This is a genomic window from Pseudoalteromonas sp. SR44-2 (genome assembly GCF_014163745.1).
GTDB classification, from domain to species: domain Bacteria; phylum Pseudomonadota; class Gammaproteobacteria; order Enterobacterales; family Alteromonadaceae; genus Pseudoalteromonas; species Pseudoalteromonas distincta.
This window is the reverse complement of record NZ_JACJDW010000025.1, coordinates 35,139-54,567: the sequence shown is the minus strand read 5'-3', so window position 1 is coordinate 54,567 and position 19,429 is coordinate 35,139. Positions and strand designations below refer to the sequence as shown.

Genomic DNA, 19,429 nt, shown 5'->3' with positions numbered 1-19,429 from the left:
TCATGAGATTCAGGTAAACCTTTAAGCTGTATTTCGCTTTCCTGAAGCCATCATCTGTTGTTAACAAGTAAACGTTTAGTTTCAGGAGCATCATTTGAATATCAGCCGCAATGATAACAGAGCATACCGCGCCTTTACACTGGACAATGGTCTAAAAGTACTATTAGTGCAAGATAAAGATTCTACAAAAGCGGCTGCATCAATGGCAGTTAACGCCGGGCATTTTGACGATCCTCTTGATAGGCAAGGTCTAGCACACTTTTTAGAGCACATGCTTTTTTTAGGCACAGACCAATACCCAGATTCAGGCAGTTTTAATAATTTTGTTTCGCAAGCTGGCGGGAACACTAATGCGTGGACTGGCACTGAGCATACCTGTTACTTTTTTGATATTAATAACCAAGAATTTGAACAGGCGCTTACCCAATTTAGCCGTTTTTTTATTGCGCCACTTTTAAATTCAGCCGAAACAGAAAAAGAACGCAACGCAATTGAAGCCGAGTTTAAGCTAAAAATAAAAGACGATGGTCGCCGTATTTATCAAGCCCATAAAGAAACGGTAAATCCTGCTCATCCATTTGCTAAATTTTCTGTAGGAAACCTACAAACCTTAGCTGACAGAGAGCGCTGTATTAGTGATGAGCTTCGCGACTTTTTTAATAGTCAGTACCAAGCTCAGTGGATGACTTTAGTTATTTGCGCAAACGAAACATTAGACACACTACAAAGCTGGGCACAAACTTACTTTAGCGCAATTAAGGGTAATAAAAACCTCAAAAAGCCAGAGATCAGTGAGCCCCTCTATCGCAAACAAGACATAGGAAAAATACTTCATATTGAGCCGCATAAGCATATGCAAAAACTTATCATAAGTTTTGCTATGCCTAATATTGACGACTTTTATCGCCACAAAACAGTGAGTTTTATTGCCCATTTACTTGGCTATGAAGGCGCGGGTTCTCTTTATTCTATTTTAAAAGAGCAAGGCTGGATAAACGCGCTTTCTGCTGGCGGTGGTATAAACGGCAGCAACTTTAAAGACTTTAATATTAGTTTAGCGCTTACCGATGAAGGTATTGAATACTTCGAAGACATTATTGAAATGGTGTTTGAATACATTTGCTTAATTAACGATAACACCGAAAAATTGCCGCGTTTATATCAAGATAAAAAAAATCTATTACAAATAGCATTCGATAACCAAGAAAAGTCACGCTTGATTGATTGGGTCAGTAATTTAAGCATTAATATGCAGCATTACGATGAAGCAAACTACGTGCAAGGCGACTATTTAATGGAAGGCTTTAAAAAAGCGACCCACGAAATGGCCATGCAGTGGTTAACGCCACATAATATGCGCATCGTACTTATACATCCAGATGTAGAGCCTGAACATAAAACCGCATGGTACAACACACCATATAAAGTAGAACATATTTCACCTAGTTGGCTTGATGCACTTAGCGAGATAAATAAACCGCTGAGCGAAATGCTGCTGCCTACCGCTAATCCTTATTTAACAAAAGAAGTGGTGTTATTTGATGTCATAAAACCACAAACAAAACCCGAGTTATTAGTAAAAGAACCCGGTTTTGATTTTTGGTTTAAACAAGACAACACATTTCGTGTTGCTAAAGGCCATTTTTATTTGGCCATGGATTCTGATTTTGCCGTAAAAGATGTAAAGCATATGGCACTCACCCGCTTATTTACAGATTTATTTATGGATAGCGTAGGCGAGCAATTTTATCCTGCAGAACTTGCGGGACTTAGCTACCACTTAACCTCGCATCAAGGTGGATTAACTCTACATACCGCAGGGCTTTCATCTAGCCAGTTAGAGCTTGTTGATCAATTAATAGATGCTTTATTTAATGTAGAAATTTGTGCAAAACGCTTTGCTGAATATAAAAAACAACTTGTAAGGCATTGGCGCAATAGCAACCAAAACAAACCAGTCAGTGAGTTGTTTAGTATTTTAGGCGCAAAAATAATGCCTTGGAACCCTCAACCTGGGGAGCTTGCATCGGCATTAAAAAACACCTGTTTTCAGCAATTTAATGAGTTCAGAACAGACTTTTTTAAAGCACTACATGTTGAATCATTTTTACATGGTAACTGGCAGCAAAGTGATGCATTAGCCTTTCAAAAAAAGGTCGCCGAACACCTAAAAAACGCAGCCATAATTGAAGATTTAAGACGCCCTCTTTTTGAAATTAAAAGAGTAACTCGCTACGAGTTAGAACTTCCTTGTAGCGACCATGCCATGGTAGTTTACTATCAGGCGCAAACGGATTGTGTGGCCGAAAAAGTAAAAATGATGGCGTTAAATCATTTAATCAATCAAGATTACTTTAACGAATTACGAACAACACAACAGCTAGGTTATTTAGTGGGCGCAGGTTATGCACCTTTTAATACTCGTGCTGGAATAGCATTTTATGTGCAGTCACCTAAGTTTGATGCAAAAACATTATTGCATCGTCATAACAGCTTTATTAAAAAATACCTTGATAACATTGATGCACTTGATGAAAACGATTGGCAACAGCAAAAACATGGCCTTAGTACTCATATTGCAGAAAAAGATAAAAACTTACGCCTGCGCTCACAACGGTTATGGCTTGCTATTGGTAACAGAGATCATGAATTTCATATGCAGCAGCGACTTTTAGATGCCCTAAACGCACTAACACTAAGAGAAGTAAAAGTTTATGCTCTAAGCCTATTTGATGATAATAGACCAAGATATGAGCTTTTAAGCTCGGCGAAAGTCAGTAAATCTCAAAATATGCCCGTTTACTCTCAATCTCTTTGACTCTAGGTTTAGCTTGTTTTAAATTATCATTTGTAAATTAGAAGTAATCAAAAAATGATAAAAACAATAATAAAACTAAGCATGCTTGTAGTACTTGCTTACTCATTTGAGCTTTTTGCCTTTGAGTCATCACTTAATTACAACTCAGACAATATACTTATACTAGCAAGCGCCATTATAGCGCTTGCTTTGCCCTACCTGTTATTTGTAATCCACAAACTTAGACGTTCACGCCGCCAACTTCGACTTTCGGAAAAACGCCTTAAAAGTACTGTAGAAGGTAGCGGCGATACACTTTGGGACTGGAACATAAAAACAGGCGAAGTTATTCGTATTAACGATAAGTATTTAATGGACTCAACTACGTTAATGGGGTTTCCACCAAATAAAGGCCTTATCCATCCTCACGATATTAATAACGTTGAGCACTTGCTAAAAGTGCACTTTGCAGAGCAGTCTGCTTTTTTTGAAGCCACCTACCGAATCAAAGATACTTTTGGTCGTTGGCACTGGGTGCTCGATCGCGGAAAAATAATTGAAAAAGACGCCAACTTATCCCCCCTTAGAATGACAGGTACCGTTCGCGATATATCACAGTTAAAATCAACTGAAGAGCGCTTAAACCTTTTTGCAAAATGTGTTGAGTCGCTTACTGACGCCTTAGCAATTTACGATAAAAACTTTAAACTGGTTGATATAAACCCTAGCTTTTTAACCTTGTTTGGTGGCGTACGCGAACAATACTTAGGAAAAGATTTTAGCCTATCTGGGTATGAGCCAAGCTACACAAACAGAATTATTGAAATAGTAAAAGAGCGCGAACATATTCAACAAGAAGTGAAGCTTCGTAATAGTGAGCGTATTTTATTACCGATAGAAATATCCATAGATGAAATTAAAAACGATCAAAATCAAATAACTAATTATGTCGTTGTATATTCAGATTTAACAGAGCGTAAAAAAGCTGAATCGCAATTACATAACTTATCGAATCGAGATCGCACAACCAGTCTGCCTAACCGAAATTTATTTTTTACTGATTTACATAAACTAGTAAAACTCAATTCGCATCACGCCTTGCTTGTATTCGATTTAGATAACTTTAAAAAAATAAATGACTCGTTAGGACATCAGCTAGGTGACAGCTTATTAGCTAAACTAGCAATGCGCTTAAATAAACTAACCCGCGAAAATGATGTGTTTTATCGTTTAGGCGGCGATGAGTTTGCTCTGGTAATGTCTGACACTAACGACATACATGTAATTACACGCATGGCTAAACAGTTTTTAGCAGCCATTGCTACACCATTTAAAATGGCAGGCCACGAACTAGCAATCACCTCAAGTGTAGGTATTGTATTATTCCCAGAAGACGGTAATACACCTGAACTGCTTTTAAAAAATGCAGATACCGCGATGTATCATGCTAAAAAGAAAGGTAACAGCTACTTATTTTTTAACGACACGATGAACCGTCAAGCCGTTAAACGACTGCAAATTGAAAACCTCATGCGCTTTGGTTTAAAAGAAGACCATTTTGAAGTGTACTACCAACCAAAAATGAATATTCGCACAGGCAAGCTAACCGGAATGGAAGCATTAGTGCGCTTTATTACACCCAAAAAAGGCATTATTAGTCCGGGAGTTTTTATACCTATCGCCGAGGAAACGGGCCAAATAATTGAAATTGGTGAGGTGGTATTAAACAAAGCCTGCAGAGACGTAAAAGAATGGCTAGATAACGGTTTATTTAGCGGCCGAGTAGCTGTCAACTTATCAGCAAAGCAATTTAGCCTCCCCGATTTAACCTCTCGTATTGACGTTATTTTGCAAAAAAATGAATTACCTTCTTACTTTTTAGAGCTTGAAATAACAGAAGGTACTGTAATGGATGACCCTAAAGAAGCCATTGCAATTATGCGTTCGTTAAGTGCCCGAGGTATTCATTTAGCAATGGATGATTTTGGTACTGGTTATTCATCATTAGCGTATTTAAAGCAATTTCCGCTTAATACACTTAAAGTAGATAAAGCATTTATAGATGACATGACCAACGAACGTGGCCGTAATATGGTCGACTCAATAGTCACTATTGCGCATAACCTTGATTTACATGTAGTTGCTGAAGGTGTAGAACAAGCCCATCAAATTGATATACTCAAAAAGCTTAATTGCGAAACAGTACAAGGTTATTACTATTCTAAGCCACTATCAAAAAGTGAATTTACTGAATTTTTAAAGCAGCAACAAACTAAAGCGGCCCCAAGTTTAATTAGAAAAAATAAAAATGTGGCATCGATAAATTAAGGGCGCCATATACACGCATTTATTCCTACATTTCTAACTAAAGCACGACGATAATGTAGATTAAACAAGCACCAGGCTACAGGTCCAAGTAAACCGCCTAAAATCAGCCATCGTTTAATTGGCATGCCTTTTTTAATGGTTTCTAAATACATTAAAGCTATAAATGCACTGCTTAGTAAAACTATAAACAAAGCTACCCCTTAAAGTTGCTCAAAAATACGGCGCTTATTCTAACGCTAACGTGATTAAATTTAAAGCAACAAATCCCCGCGCGCAAAAAAGCCGAAGCTGTTAAATACAGATTCGGCTTTTAAAATTATAATTTATCAGTTACTTTTCAGCACGACCCATAAATTTGTGTTCAACAGTATTAATACGGATACGGTCACCTGTTGAAATATGCTCTGGCACAGAAATATTTAAGCCAGTTGACATACGTGCAGGTTTTGAACGAGCACTTGCAGATGCACCTTTAATAGATGGGTCTGTTTCTTCAACAACAAGTTCAACACTTGATGGTAAATCAAGTCCTACTGGCGCGCCATCAATAACAATTACATGTACGCCTTGCGTTTCTTCATTAACAAATAAAATTTCTTCGCTAATAGCATCTTTGTTTAAGTTGTAAGGCGTGTAATCTTCATTATCCATGAACACATACTCGTCGCCATCAATGTACGATAGCATTACTTCACGGCGTGTTAAATCAGCCAGCGTTAGCATGTCACTGTCTTTGAATGTTTCGTCAACTTTACCACCGGTTACCACATCGTATAAACGCATACGGTATAAACTACCACCAGCACGACCTTGCGGCACAGAGCGCACAATATCTTTTACAACTAAAACGCGGCCATTGAAGTCAATAGCAGTACCTTTTTTAACATCACTCGCCTTTGGCATGTGTGAATTCCTATTATTTTTTTGATTGGCAGAAACATACCACGAACTGGATTTTGTTCAACTAAAATTACGTTGGTTTTACGCTACATGTTGTATTAGCTTGTAAAATTTTAATTTATACTAAAATACATATAATCAAATGTGAAAAAAACTGCTATGGTAGCTTTACCGAGTATGACTTCAAGGAATGGATCATGGACCAGAAAAAAGTACATGAGTATTTAGTTAAAAAACCACTTGTTCAGGTTACAAAACCATTTGCGCAAGAGGTTGATGTATATAAAGTGAATCATAAAATGTTTGCGACTCTTGCTATTGGCAATGACGGTCAAACTAATGATGATGGTGAGGTTATTTGGTGGCTTAACTTAAAATGCGATCCTGATGAAGCAATATCATTGCGTGATACTTTCCCGGCAGTGATCCCTGGTTACCATATGAATAAACGCTTATGGAACACAGTAATTTTAGACGGCACAATTGCACAAAGTGAAATTGAGAGAATGATTGATAACTCATTTAATTTAGTCGTAGAAAACATGCCAGAAAAAGACCGCAAAGCTATCGCACTTCACTTGTAGCACTTTTTGGGCTAGGCTACTAGCCCATTAAAACCTTACACCTTAAGCGTATAAATTAAATCGTCGTATAACTTTTCGCCTATTGTATGCACTTTAAAAAGTGTATCGGTATGGGTTAAGCCGCACTTACTAAGCACCTTTTCAGAACCAATATTGCCACGCGTTACGACTGCTTTAAACTGCCTAATACCACATTCTTTCCAAGCCCAATCAATCACAGCTCTTAACGACTCTGTCGCGTAGCCTTTATTAAAATACTCTGGCAATAATAAATAACCGAGCTCTGCGGTTTCTCCGTCATAGGCAAAGCCTGTAACACCCACTGGTTGTTTTGTTTTATTATTAATAATGAGTAAGCACAGTGGATGGCGTGATTTAGTATTCCACTTAGGTAAGCGTACCTCAAAGCGGTTTCTTATCAGTGACTCCATTGACATATCAAAACAATACTTAAGGACTTGAGGATCGCGATGAAGCGCTAGAAAAAGAGGCCAATCAGACTCTTCTATTTGGTACATGCTCAATCTTTGTGTAAATAATGTCATTAAGCTCCTCATTTAAATATTAAAAATCATAAAAAAACCGCATCTAAATGCGGTTTTTATAAACAGTAGAAACTTTATTCTTTTGTTTCAATCTCTTTAGTAACTTCAGGCTCAGTGGCACTTTGCTCTTGTGGCTCAGTGCTTTGTACTTCAGGAGCTACAACCTCAACAGTTGCTGCATTATAAAAAGTAGTACCAGAGCTTGCCATTGTTACCAGTGACTCACAAGGAGCAAAATTAGCATCGCTGTTAGCCAATGTAGACATATCAGAGCTTATTTTACTTGCGCCTAATTTATCCATATAGCTAAACGGGCCACCTAAAAATGGTGGGAAACCAATACCAAATATTGCACCAATGTCGCCATCACGAGGGCTGGCAATAATTCCATCATCTAAACAGCGTACTGCTTCGTTAAGCATTTTTGATACACATCGCTTAGCAATTTCGCTTTTGTTTAAACGTGGAGCTAGGGTAACACCCAATAGTTCGTAAACTGACTCATCAACCTTTTTGCCTTTTTTATCGTATTCATAAAAACCACGACCCGACTTACGGCCAAGGCGTTTTGAATCAATCATACGCATAAATGCATCAGGACCTTTAAAACGCTCACCTAATTCTTTTTCAAGAATTGGAGCAATTTTAGAGCCAATATCAATCCCTACTTCATCAAGTAGAGCCAGCGGTCCTACCGGAAAGCCAAACTCAACTAGGGCTGCATCAATCTTTTCAATTGGTTCACCCGCAAGCATTAAGTTAGCAGCTTCATTTAAGTAAGGCGCTAAAATACGATTTACGTAAAAACCGGCCATGTCTTTTACAACAATTGGCGTTTTACCTTGCTTACGTGCAAAGTTAACAACGCGAGCAATAGTCTCTTTAGATGTACCTTCGTGTGGAATAATTTCCACTAATGGCATTTTTTCTACTGGTGAAAAGTAATGTAAGCCAATTACATTTTCAGGACGTGCTGCCTGCGCTGCAATTTGCGAAATTGGTAATGATGACGTGTTACTTGCAAAAATTGTATTTTCTTGGCATTGCTGCTCTACGTCTGCAACCATACCTTGCTTAAGTGCAAGATCTTCAAACACCGCTTCTATTACTAAATCAATGTGTTTAAAGCCGCTGTAGTCTGTTGTACCTGTAATACGGTTCATTGTTAACTGCATATCAGCTTTAGACATAATACGGCGCTTAAGACGCTTATCTAAAATTTTGTAGGTGTAGCTCATTGCATTACTAATGCCCTGCTCTGCTACATCTTTAATACGTACCGGTACTTTAGCTTTAACAGCACTTACGTGCGCAATACCTGCGCCCATTAGTCCACCACCTAAAACAGCAGTTTTGCTAATTGCGGGGGCGTCATCATTGCGCCACTCTTTTTTCATTTCAGTGGTTGCAAAGAAAATACCGCGAAGCGCTTTCGATTCGTCACTCATTACAAGTGTTGCAAAGCTTTCAGCTTCTGTTTTATACGCTTTTAGCTCATCAAGCTCTACACTAGCACGCACAGCTTTAATAATAGCGAGTGGTGCTGGGTAGTGCCCGCCCGTTTTTTTAAGTACGTTTTCTTTGGCTTTTTTAAAGATAAAGTTACGACCAAACGGGTTTGACTCTAATAATTTACTAATATTGTCGAGCTTTGGCTCTTTTGCTTGTGGCTTTTTCTTAGTCGCAAATTCTTTTGCAACTTTTAGCAGCACACTGTGTGGTACACAGTCATCAAGCACGCCTGCTTTTTTAGCTTGCTTAGGGCGAATTTGTTTACCTGTTAGCATCCACTCAAGTGCTTTTTGAATACCAACAATTTTAGTTAAGCGCTGCGTACCGCCGCCACCTGGTAGTAAACCAAGTTGCACTTCTGGTAAGCCAATTTTTGTTAAATCGCTGTCGGTACCAACACGGTAGTCACACGCTAAAGCAAACTCTAAACCACCACCTAATGCAGCGCCATGAATCGCGCTTACTGTTGTGTATGGCAGTTTTGTCATATCAAAAAATGCTTGATGACATAGTTCGCTAATAGCTAGCGCATCTTCACGCTTTTGAACGCTATCGAGCATTTTTACATCGGCGCCCGCGATAAAGTTATCGCTTTTTCCGCTTATAAATACCATGCCTTTTACATTTTGCGACTTAGCGTCTTCTAATAATGCTTTTAAGTCATCGGCAAAACTACTGCGCAGGGTATTCATTTTCTCCCCTGGCACATCAATCGTTACTACGGCAATTTTGTTTTCATCTACCGCTAAATTAAATACTGAATCAGTCATTACGCGCTCTCCAATACAAAGGCTGCACCTAAACCACCAGCAGCACACGCTGTTGTTAATGCCAAACCGCCACCACGACGTTTAAGCTCGTGTAAGCTTTGCGTAATTAAGCGTGCACCTGTTGCTGCAAATGGGTGACCATATGCTAAAGAGCCGCCGTTAACGTTAAACTTATCCATGTTAATTTCGCCAATTGCTTTGCTGCGACCTAAATGCTCTTGTGCAAATTTGTCTGAGGCAAACATTTTCATATTGGCAAGTGTTTGCGATGCAAACGCTTCGTGCATTTCAATTAAATCTAAATCAGCAAGCGTAATACCCGCTCTATCTAGTGCAATAGGCGTTGAATGAGCTGGGCCCATTAACATGTCTTTTTCTACGCCAATTGCCGAAAATGCAAAGCTACGTACGTAACCTAGTATTTCATAGCCAAGTGCTTTTGCTTTGCTTTCGCTCATCATAAGTACGGCCGCTGCACCATCAGTTAATGGTGTTGCATTTGCAGCGGTAACAGTACCGTGCTGACGGTCAAAAACAGGTTTAAGCTTGGCGTAGCCTTCAACCGTTGAGTTTTTACGAATGTTGTTGTCTTCTGAAATAAAGCTTTTATATGGCGGTAAATGCGCCGTCATTACTTCATCTTTTAACTTACCATCAGCCCATGCTTGCGTTGCAAGTGAGTGAGAACGATGCGCTAATGCATCTTGATCTTCACGGCTAATATTATGTGTTTTAGCCATTTGCTCAGCAGTTTGCCCCATTGAAAGGCCTGTTGAGTACTCTGCAACTGCAGGAGGCACTGGTAATAAATCTTTTAAGCGCAGTTTTGAAAATATTTTTAAACGTTGACCAAGCGTACGCGCTTTATTTAAATCAACTAAGCTGCCTGCTAGCTTTTTACTAACACCAATCGGTAGTACTGATGACGAATCTGCGCCGCCTGCAATACCTACACTTACAGATCCCGCCATAATAGACTCAGCTACATTAGCAATAGCCTGAAAGCTGGTAGCACATGCGCGCGATACAGAATATGCATCAACCGATACAGGCATACCTGTGCCCAATACAATTTCACGTGCAATATTTGGCGCTTCTGGCATTTGTACTACTTGACCAAATACAAGTTGATCAATTTCTGACTTATTGAAATTTAATCGTTCAAGCATTTCGTTAACCACCAATTTACCCATATCAAGTGCTGGTACATGGTGAAACGCTGTTGCTTGTTTTGCAAAAGGTGTACGTAAGCCGCTAACTATGGCAATACGGTCGCCCTTTGGTGTTTTTAGTATGTTTTGCTCAGACATTTATGCTCTCCCGCTGACAGGTCTGACCTGTTTGTTTTCCTCGATTCTAAACAACCCGTGCCCTAAAGCCAATAGATAAACACAAATTTATATAAACAGTGTTTAATTACGACTATCACAATAGGCTTTTTTAGACGCATTTACAAAGTTTTGTGGTACGCTAAAATTCGTTAAAAAATAACGAACTATTTTAAAAAATACAGTCTAACTCTTGAGTTACCCAATTATAAACCTTATAAATAGGTCAGTATTTATCACCTAACACTATTAGGTACAAACCCAGCTGACGAGGACAGTCCACTTATTATGGCAGCTAACGCATTTTCACAATTAAAAACGTACTTAGATACACAAATCATTGGCCAGCCAGAGCTTACACAAGCACTACTTATTGCTATTTTAGCTGATGGTCACTTATTAGTAGAAGGCCCTCCTGGGCTTGCAAAAACACGTGCAGTTAATGCACTTGCTAAAGGCATTGAAGGCTCATTTCAGCGCGTACAGTTTACGCCAGATTTATTACCAGCTGATGTAACAGGTACCGATATTTACCGCCAACAAACTAGCGAGTTTGTATTTGAAAAAGGCCCTCTTTTTCACAACCTAATTTTAGCTGACGAGATTAACCGTGCACCAGCCAAAGTACAATCAGCACTATTAGAAGCCATGGCAGAGCGCCAAGTAACCGTGGGTAAAAATACCTATCCGCTTAGCGAACTGTTTTTAGTTATGGCAACGCAAAACCCGCTAGAGCAAGAAGGGACTTACCCGTTACCAGAAGCCCAGCTGGATCGCTTTTTACTGCACCTAAGTATTGGCTACCCTGGCGCAGAGCATGAGCTTGATATACTGCGTTTAACACGCGGCGAAGCGCTTAATGAACAACAACCAGTAATGCAAAAAATTAGTCAAAGCGACTTATTTGCAGCTCGTAAAGAAATATTAGGCCTTTATTTAGCAGAGCCGCTTGAGCAATATTTAGTACAACTTATTATTGCTACCCGTGAAGGCGCTAAATTAGACGCACAACTTGGTAGCTGGATTGAGTTTGGTGCAAGCCCGCGTGCAACAATAGCACTTGATAAATGTGCTCGTGCTCATGCATGGCTTCAAGGCCGTGATTTTGTAGCACCTGATGACATTCAAGCTGTTGTGCATAACGTACTGCGTCATCGCATTATTTTAAGTTACGAAGCCCAAGCCGATGGCATTACTAAAGATCAAGTAATAAGCCGTATAGTTGAACTTGTAGCCGTACCATAAGTTATGCAAAAACAATTAGAAACCCAAGCATGGCTCAAACAGAGCCATAGCCACGGTGTTAATTTAGCACTCAAAGAGCTGATGTATTACAAAGCCAAAGCGCAATTGCTTGAACTTGCCCCTAAGGTAAAAATAAAAAACACCTTAACAGGGCAATACCTTGCACCGCACAAAGGCCGAGGAATGGAATTTGCCGAAGTGCGACATTATCAGCAAGGTGACGATATTCGCTCTATTGATTGGCGAGTTACTGCGCGTACCGGCGAGACTCACACAAAGCTCTTTCAAGAAGAAAAAGAGCGCCCTGTGTTTGTGTTCACTGATTTTTCAAACTCAATGCTGTTTGGCTCAAAGTTACTGTTAAAGTCGGTGCAAGCTGCGCATATAAGCGCTCTTGTTGCATGGTCGGCGTGTCAGCGCGGCGATAGAATTGGCGGTATTGTGTTTAATCAGCACTCGCATTTAGAGCTAAAACCCAGCGCCCGTGAAAAAGCCGTGCTTAAGCTTTGTCATAATTTATGCGACAACCACCAGCAAGCGCTTACCAATATTGATAAAACAGCCACTAACAACTTTAGCGATAACCTAAAGCGCCTTAACCATTTAGCAAAACCAGGCAGCTTAGTGTATTTAGTGTCTGATTTTAATGCTCTGGATGATGCCAGCTTTAAGCAACTTGAAATATTAAGCCGCCACTGCGAGCTGATTGGTTGCCACATAAGCGATCCATTTGAGCATCAGTTACCTGCGTTTAAGCAAGCCGTTACCGTTAATGCAAATGGTCAAGACTTTGCCCTACCATTAATGGATAACAGCTTTAGAGAACGCTTTGCTAAAAATGCTGAGCAAGCATTTAGCGCGCGCTTTAATCGCCTAACTAAATCGGGTCTTAATTTAATATCATTCAATGCAGCAACACCGCTTGAGCTGCAATTAGTGAGAAAATAACCATGCAAACCAATCCACTCGATGGCCTGCACGATATAATAGCGCCAAGCCAAGTTAATTGGTGGCCACTCGCCCCTGCTTGGTGGGTTATTATTGCACTGCTGTTTTTAGCACTGTGCGCAGCTATTTATATATTTTATAAAAAACATAAATTTAAAAAGCCTAAACGCTTCGCAATACAATTGAGCCAAAGTGAGCAAAACCCTCAGCAACTGCATATTATTTTAAAACGTTTAGTGATTGAATATTACGACAAGCGACTTGCTGCGCAATCTACCTCTAAATGGTGCACAACACTTAATACACTCACCGGTTTAAGCTTTACAGAACAAGAAATACTAAGCTTGTATAACCCCAACCAAAAAGATACAACACTGTGCGAAAAATTTCGCCAAGGTATTAAACAATTTAAAATAAAGGAGTCAGTAAATGTTTGAATTTAGCTGGCCATGGTTATTTTTATTACTGCCCTTGCCTTTATTACTTTTACTATTAAAACCCGCAGCAAGTAATGCCAGTACGCGTTTACGTATACCCAGTTTTGCAAAGCACAATTTAACCAGCCAAAGTATCGAGCCACACGCACGACGTTTAAATCCATTCGAGTGGATAATTTGGTTATTACTTGTTATTGCCGCTGCTAATCCAACATGGTTAGATGAGCCAATCTCATTACCAAATGAAGGGCGCGATATAATGTTAGCGGTCGATTTATCGGGCTCGATGACCGAACAAGATATGGCTTACAATGGCCAATATGTTGACCGCCTCACCATGGTAAAAGCCGTACTCAGTGATTTTATAGAGCAACGTCAAGGCGACAGGCTTGGGCTGATATTATTTGGCGACACCGCGTTTTTACAAACCCCCCTCACGCGCGACGTTAAAACAGTAAGTAAAATGCTCAGCGAAGCCCAAATTGGTTTAGTAGGACGCGCAACAGCCATTGGTGATGCATTGGGTCTTTCGGTAAAACGCTTTGCCAATAAAGATGAAAGTAACCGAATTGTGGTGCTATTAACCGACGGACAAAATACCGCTGGTAACCTAAATCCAGAAGATGCTCTACTGCTAGCCCGCGAAGAAGGGATTAAAGTGTACACCATTGGCGTTGGCTCAGATAATCCACGCGGCTTTAGTCTCTTTAATATGGGTGGCTCTAGTGGCAGTAATTTAGATGAAAGCTTACTTAAAAAGATTGCCGAGCAAACTGGCGGATTATACTTTAGAGCCAAAGATGTAGCTGGCCTTCAACAAATTTACGCAGAGCTTGATAAGCTTGAACCTATTAGCGCTGATGAACAAACATTTCGCCCACAAAGCTCATTATTTTACTACCCGTTACTTATCGCTATTTTACTTATTAGCTTAAAAGTAATGCTTAGTACACTGCGTGCATTAAAGGAGCCAAACTAATGGATTTTGAATTTATTCGCCCCGCTCTTTTATGGTTACTCATACCTGCTGTGGCATTATTTTTTGTTGCCTTAATTAAGCATAAAAAAACGACTAGTGAGCAGCTAATTGCACCTCATTTAGCACGATTTATAATGAGCGAAGCAAATACTAAAGCCAGCCAGCCACTTTGGTTAGTTGCTTTGTTTTGCAGCCTTGGCATTTTATTTAGTGCTGGGCCTAGTTTTGAGAAAAAACAAGTTCCTGTATTTCAAAGTAAAAGTGCCCGTGTAATTGTTATGGATATGTCGTACTCAATGTACAGCACCGATATTTTGCCAAATCGTTTAATGCAATCACGCTTTAAAGCGCTTGATATGATTGAGCTATTTAAAGAAGGTGATACCGCGCTTGTAGCTTACGCAGGCACGGCCTATGTAATTTCACCACTAACAAACGATGCCACAACACTCAGTAATTTAATTCCAAGCTTAAGCCCTGAAATAATGCCAGACAAAGGCTCAAACGTTTTAGCGGGTCTTGATATGGCCAAAGAGCTATTAACGCAAGCGGGTTATATTGATGGCGACATTATTTTAGTGACCGACGGTATTGACCAACAAGAACAAAGCGACGTGAGTAGCTTTACCAGTAACACCCAATATAGATTAAATATATATGGTGTAGGTACCGCTCAAGGCGCACCAATTAAGTTACCTGAAGGCGGCTTTTTGAAAGACAGATACGGCCAAATTGTAGTACCTACAATTAATGCCTCTCAGCTTAAAAATTTAGCATCGAGCAGCGGCGGTAAATTTGCTAGTTACCAACCTAGCAATAACGACATAAATACGTTTGCTCCAAATGCGCAGAGTGAATTATTGAAAGACGAAAAACAAAGCCATGCGCTTTGGCGAATAGATGCAGGTATTTACGGGCTCTTGTTATTACTGCCATTTGGTTTGTATTTATTTAGACGTGCTGCCTTATTAGGCGCGTTTTTAGCTTTTTGCTTTTTACCGCAGCAAAATGCGTATGCCGTAGAGCTCCCTACTCTTTTGCAAAATGCAGATCAACGTGCATTAAAGGCTTACAATAATAAAGAATACGATGCAGCTACACAGGCGCAATCGAGTGAGTTAAAAGGCGCGGCGCTTTACCAGCAAGGTAATTTTGATGCTGCACTTAATGAGTTTAGTAATGATAAGTCGGCTACCGGTTTATACAACTACGGTAATGCCCTTGCCAAAGCTGGCAAACTTGAGGACGCAATTGAAGCGTACAAACAAGCCCAAACCTTGCAAGATGACTTTACGCAAGCAGTCGATAACCAAGCCTTAGTTGAGCAATTACTAAATCAACAAGAGCAACAAAACCAGCAAGATCAGCAAAGCGACGGCGACGACTCTCAAGACCAAGATGATAGCCAGAAAGAAGATGAGCAAAACCAAGGGCAAAATTCTGATGAGTCAAAACAGGATCAGCAACAAAATGGTGATAAAAGCGATTCTGAAAAAGGCGAAAACGAAAGTCAAAGCTCAAGCGATGAAAAATCAGATAAAGAGTCTGAACAATCAAAAGATCAAAAAGGTGAGCCTGGCGAGCAATCAGATAAGCAAAATGAACCTGATATGCAAGCCCAGCCACAAAGTGAGCAAGGGCAAAATAAAGACGCTGACCAGCCTAAAGAAGACGAGCAGCAACAAAGTAAGCCGCAAGCAATAAGTGAGCAACCAGCTACTGATGAGCAAAAACAAAATGCTCAGCAACAAGCGATGCAAGCCCAAGCAAGTGAGCTCACTAATGAAGAAAAAGAAAAAGCACAACAGCTTAATCAACTACTTAGAAAAGTACCGGACGATCCGGCTATTTTATTACGGAATAAAATGCAATTAGAAGCCCAAAAAAGACAATATAAACGTCGCCCTACAGGAGTCGAAAAATCATGGTAATGCGATTATTTTGCTGTTTATTGCTATTAAGTACGATGCCTTCGTGGGCTGCCACCAAATTAGAAGCCAGCATAGATAAAAACCCTGTATTAGCGGGTGAATTTTTTATGCTTAATATATCGGTAGACGATACAGTTAAAGGCGAGCAACCAGACACCTCATCGCTGTTAAAAGACTTTGTTGTAGGCCCGACGAGCTTAAGCTCTCGTACCAACATTATTAATGGCAGTATTAATAAACAAACTACGTGGTCAGTTAAACTAATGACCCGTACAGAGGGTGATTACACGATACCGGCATTTAGCGTTGCAGGGTTAACCTCACAACCTATTAAATTAAAAGTGGCAAAACGCTCAGTTGATGCAGATAAAAATAACGAAATATTTTTAAAAACGTCGCTCTCAAGTAATTCATTATTTGTGCAAGAAGCCGGTGTTTACACTGTTAAGCTCTACCTTGCCAAAGAACTGCTTGATGGCAGCTTAAGCACACCAAGTATGGAAGATGCTCAGCTAACCCAACTAGGTAAACAAACTGAGAGTTATGAGCTAGTTGATGGCAAACGCTACCTTGTTATTACTCGTGAGTATTTGATTCAGCCACAAAAAAGTGGTGCCTACACGATTGCAGGCCCTGCGTTTCAAGGGCGAGTACAGCAAAATTACCGCCAACTGGAGGTATCTGCTCTTGGCGATGATCAGCAAGTAGAAATAAAACCAATCCCGAGTGACTATAAAGGTGCATGGTTACCAAGCGAATTGGTTAACCTTGATGAAGAATGGCAACCTAATGACAACACAGTAGAAGTAGGTACGCCTATAACTCGTACTATTACACTTACCGCGCTTGGAGTTACAAAAGAGCAATTACCTGAAATCTCTATGCCTACTATTGATGGCATACGCAGTTACCCTGATAAAAAAGAAAATAACAATGCTGTACGAGACGGACGCGTTGTGTCGCAGCAAACGGCATCATATGCCTTACTGCCGCAAAAACCAGGTACTTATACTTTGCCTGAAATAAAGCTGCCTTGGTTTAATACCAAAATGAACCGTATTAGCTTCGCCACATTACCAAAGCGTACTATTACAGTAACGCCAAGTACTACCGCGCCTAATACAGCCATAGCAAACCCACAACCCAGCACAAATAATTCACCTACTCTTGAAAATATTTCGAATCAAGCAACTGGCACACAACCTATTGAAACTAAAAGTGATACTCCTCTTTGGTTAATAGTTGTTGCCGCTTTAGGGTATATTTTATGGATTGGTACTGTAATTTTTTACTTAATAAGCCGTTCTACTAAAAATACGACTGAAAAATTACAGCTAAACACCCGTGGTACTTCTCAGCCAAGCTTAAATGAGCTTAAAGCATTAGCCAAAACACACGATGTGAAAGCCTTTTACACCGCATTAAATAACTTTTCTGTAAAGGTGACCCATAAAAATGTTGGCGCAATTGATGAGCTCTGCATCCACGTAAACAGCAGCGAGCTTAACGGTCTCATTAGCCAATTGCAGGCAAAACTTTATAGTAATAAAGGCGCAAACACGGATCTTAATGCTATTATTAAAATTCTTGAGATCTATCAAACTCAGGCATCAAAGTCGCAACAAGCTGTATTAAAAGACCTTTATAATTAATAACTACGAACCTTAGGTCTTTTTTTGCAATAACTAATAATTTTTAATTAAAAAAGTGCTTATGCTTGGAAAGAAAAAATCAAACAATCAGGTCTTAATCGATATGGCAGAGAAACAAAAGCGTTATGAAGCCTTGGTCCACGTTTACAATAAAGAGCTTTATCGCTTTGCTTATTGGTTATGCCGTGATCCGCACATAGCAGATGATTTAGTACAGGAAACGTTTTTACGCGCATGGCGTTCACTCGACTCTTTACTTGATCAAAAGGCAGCTAAACCTTGGCTGCTTACTATATTACGAAGAGAAAACGCACGCCGATTTGAACGTAAACAGTTTGATTACAGCGACGTAGAAAACGATACGCTTGTTGATGAAACCAGCCATTCATTAGACGATGAAATGGAACAAACGGTAATTCAACGCCAGATTGCACTGCTATCTGATGAATACCGAGAGCCATTATTACTGCAAATTGTAATGGGCTGCTCTGGTGAAGAAATTGCAGGCATACTTAATTTAAATAAAAACACGGTAATGACTCGTTTATACCGTGCCAGAAATCAACTTAAAGAGGCTTTAAGCCGTGATGATGAACAACTTAAAGGGGCATCAAAATAATGGATGAACTTGAGTTTCGTCGCCGCACTATTGCGCAGCCAAACGACATTGACAAGGAGCTTATGGAGTTTGCTGACAATAACCCAGAGCGACAAAGTTTTATTAACGATATGAAAGATTTTGATAAATTCATTCAAGATTCTTTAGATATACCTGTGCCTGAAAATCTTGCAGACCGCATTCTTTTAAACACATCGTTAAAAGAAAAAGCACTCCAAGAAGAACAAGCAACAGGCAAAAACGTGGTTGATGCTCGATCGCGTTTTAAGTTTGATCGTATACATATTGCGTTAGCAGCGTCTTTTGTAGTGGCGATTAGTGCCTTCTTTTTTAGTACAGAGCAAAATATTGCACACGAAGCGGGTGAGCATGCGCTTGCCCATGTGTACTACGAAATTAATGCGCTTGATAAAAAAGAGCCCATTAGCCTACAAAGCGTTAACGACAAGCTTGCAGTATTAGGTGGTCATCTTGATGAACTTCCTGGCGCTGTAACTTATGCCATGTTTTGTGATTTTAAAGGCGAAAAAGGTCTGCATTTAATATTTGAGTCTGACTTTGGTCCAATGACGGTATTTATAGTGCCTTCTGAAAATAAATCATTTGGTTTTGGGGATGACAACTTCCGCGATGAGCGCTTTGAAGGTCACATTAATCGTGGCTCACAAGCTGATACTATTTTAGTGGCAAGTCTTGGAGCACCTCTAGATACATACAATGAACGCGTTACTGGCGCAATTCGTTGGCTTTAAAATAGACAAATTTACCGCTTAGTTTCTACTGAGCGGTTTTTTGATTATATACTCACCAATAAAACGTTTCTTCTACACCCAAAACCTCTGATTTTTAAAGTA

16 protein-coding genes are annotated in these 19,429 nt (G+C 39.8%); 11 read left to right on the top strand and 5 right to left on the bottom strand.

Going from position 1 to position 19,429, the window contains the following annotated elements; genetic code table 11:
• Positions 1 to 94: 94 nt before the first annotated feature.
• Both H5115_RS14840 and H5115_RS14835 read left to right on the top strand, forming a co-directional pair.
• Positions 95 to 2,818, top strand: coding sequence for an insulinase family protein (locus H5115_RS14840; protein WP_182756071.1), 2,724 nt, complete (start codon positions 95 to 97; stop codon positions 2,816 to 2,818).
• A 54-nt stretch (positions 2,819 to 2,872) separates the two neighbouring features.
• A complete protein-coding gene (locus H5115_RS14835; protein WP_182671286.1) occupies positions 2,873 to 5,125 on the top strand; it encodes an EAL domain-containing protein in 2,253 nt (750 codons plus the stop codon).
• On the opposite strand, the gene H5115_RS14830 is transcribed toward H5115_RS14835, so the two are convergent.
• Together H5115_RS14830 and yeiP are read right to left on the bottom strand one after the other, a co-directional pair.
• On the bottom strand, positions 5,122 to 5,316 hold the full coding sequence (locus tag H5115_RS14830; RefSeq protein ID WP_024604473.1) for a hypothetical protein: 195 nt from the start codon (positions 5,314 to 5,316) through the stop codon (positions 5,122 to 5,124). The genes H5115_RS14835 and H5115_RS14830 overlap by 4 nt on opposite strands.
• A gap of 139 nt (positions 5,317 to 5,455) precedes the next feature.
• Positions 5,456 to 6,028, bottom strand: coding sequence for an elongation factor P-like protein YeiP (gene yeiP / locus H5115_RS14825; RefSeq protein ID WP_002962153.1), 573 nt, complete (start codon positions 6,026 to 6,028; stop codon positions 5,456 to 5,458).
• 194 nt (positions 6,029 to 6,222) lie between these two features.
• Between yeiP and H5115_RS14820 the strand changes: the two genes are divergently transcribed.
• A complete protein-coding gene (locus H5115_RS14820; RefSeq protein WP_024596739.1) occupies positions 6,223 to 6,609 on the top strand; it encodes an MmcQ/YjbR family DNA-binding protein in 387 nt (128 codons plus the stop codon).
• Positions 6,610 to 6,644: 35 nt separating this feature from the next.
• Here the strand turns inward: H5115_RS14820 and H5115_RS14815 are convergent, their stop codons facing one another.
• The 3 genes from H5115_RS14815 to fadI form a co-directional block, all read right to left on the bottom strand.
• Positions 6,645 to 7,154 (bottom strand): GNAT family N-acetyltransferase, encoded by a 510-nt coding sequence (locus H5115_RS14815; RefSeq protein WP_182756069.1) that lies wholly within the window; start codon positions 7,152 to 7,154, stop codon positions 6,645 to 6,647.
• 74 nt (positions 7,155 to 7,228) lie between these two features.
• Positions 7,229 to 9,436: a fatty acid oxidation complex subunit alpha FadJ gene (gene fadJ / locus H5115_RS14810; protein ID WP_182756067.1), complete on the bottom strand. Its 2,208-nt coding sequence runs from the start codon at positions 9,434 to 9,436 to the stop codon at positions 7,229 to 7,231.
• A complete protein-coding gene (fadI, locus tag H5115_RS14805) occupies positions 9,436 to 10,746 on the bottom strand; it encodes an acetyl-CoA C-acyltransferase FadI (protein WP_004335629.1) in 1,311 nt (436 codons plus the stop codon). The genes fadJ and fadI overlap by 1 nt, the downstream gene beginning before the upstream one ends.
• A gap of 306 nt (positions 10,747 to 11,052) precedes the next feature.
• On the opposite strand from fadI, the gene H5115_RS14800 reads away from it, so the two are divergent.
• The 8 genes from H5115_RS14800 to H5115_RS14765 all read left to right on the top strand — a co-directional run bounded on the left by H5115_RS14800 (position 11,053) and on the right by H5115_RS14765 (position 19,327).
• A complete protein-coding gene (locus tag H5115_RS14800; protein WP_004335627.1) occupies positions 11,053 to 12,009 on the top strand; it encodes a MoxR family ATPase in 957 nt (318 codons plus the stop codon).
• 3 nt (positions 12,010 to 12,012) lie between these two features.
• The gene (locus H5115_RS14795) at positions 12,013 to 12,957 is read left to right on the top strand and encodes a DUF58 domain-containing protein (RefSeq protein ID WP_182756065.1); all 945 of its coding nucleotides are present in this window, start codon (positions 12,013 to 12,015) and stop codon (positions 12,955 to 12,957) included.
• A 2-nt stretch (positions 12,958 to 12,959) separates the two neighbouring features.
• Positions 12,960 to 13,394, top strand: a complete 435-nt coding sequence (locus H5115_RS14790) for a DUF4381 domain-containing protein (protein ID WP_182756063.1) — start codon at positions 12,960 to 12,962, stop codon at positions 13,392 to 13,394.
• Positions 13,387 to 14,373, top strand: a complete 987-nt coding sequence (locus H5115_RS14785; RefSeq protein WP_182756061.1) for a VWA domain-containing protein — start codon at positions 13,387 to 13,389, stop codon at positions 14,371 to 14,373. The genes H5115_RS14790 and H5115_RS14785 overlap by 8 nt, the downstream gene beginning before the upstream one ends.
• Positions 14,373 to 16,304, top strand: a complete 1,932-nt coding sequence (locus H5115_RS14780) for a VWA domain-containing protein (RefSeq protein WP_182756059.1) — start codon at positions 14,373 to 14,375, stop codon at positions 16,302 to 16,304. The genes H5115_RS14785 and H5115_RS14780 overlap by 1 nt, the downstream gene beginning before the upstream one ends.
• Positions 16,298 to 17,956 (top strand): BatD family protein, encoded by a 1,659-nt coding sequence (locus H5115_RS14775; protein WP_182756057.1) that lies wholly within the window; start codon positions 16,298 to 16,300, stop codon positions 17,954 to 17,956. Before H5115_RS14780 ends, H5115_RS14775 begins: the two co-directional genes overlap by 7 nt.
• A 61-nt stretch (positions 17,957 to 18,017) precedes the next feature.
• The gene (locus tag H5115_RS14770; RefSeq protein ID WP_182756055.1) at positions 18,018 to 18,575 is read left to right on the top strand and encodes a sigma-70 family RNA polymerase sigma factor; all 558 of its coding nucleotides are present in this window, start codon (positions 18,018 to 18,020) and stop codon (positions 18,573 to 18,575) included.
• The gene (locus H5115_RS14765; RefSeq protein WP_182756053.1) at positions 18,575 to 19,327 is read left to right on the top strand and encodes a DUF3379 family protein; all 753 of its coding nucleotides are present in this window, start codon (positions 18,575 to 18,577) and stop codon (positions 19,325 to 19,327) included. Before H5115_RS14770 ends, H5115_RS14765 begins: the two co-directional genes overlap by 1 nt.
• Positions 19,328 to 19,429: the final 102 nt, after the last annotated feature.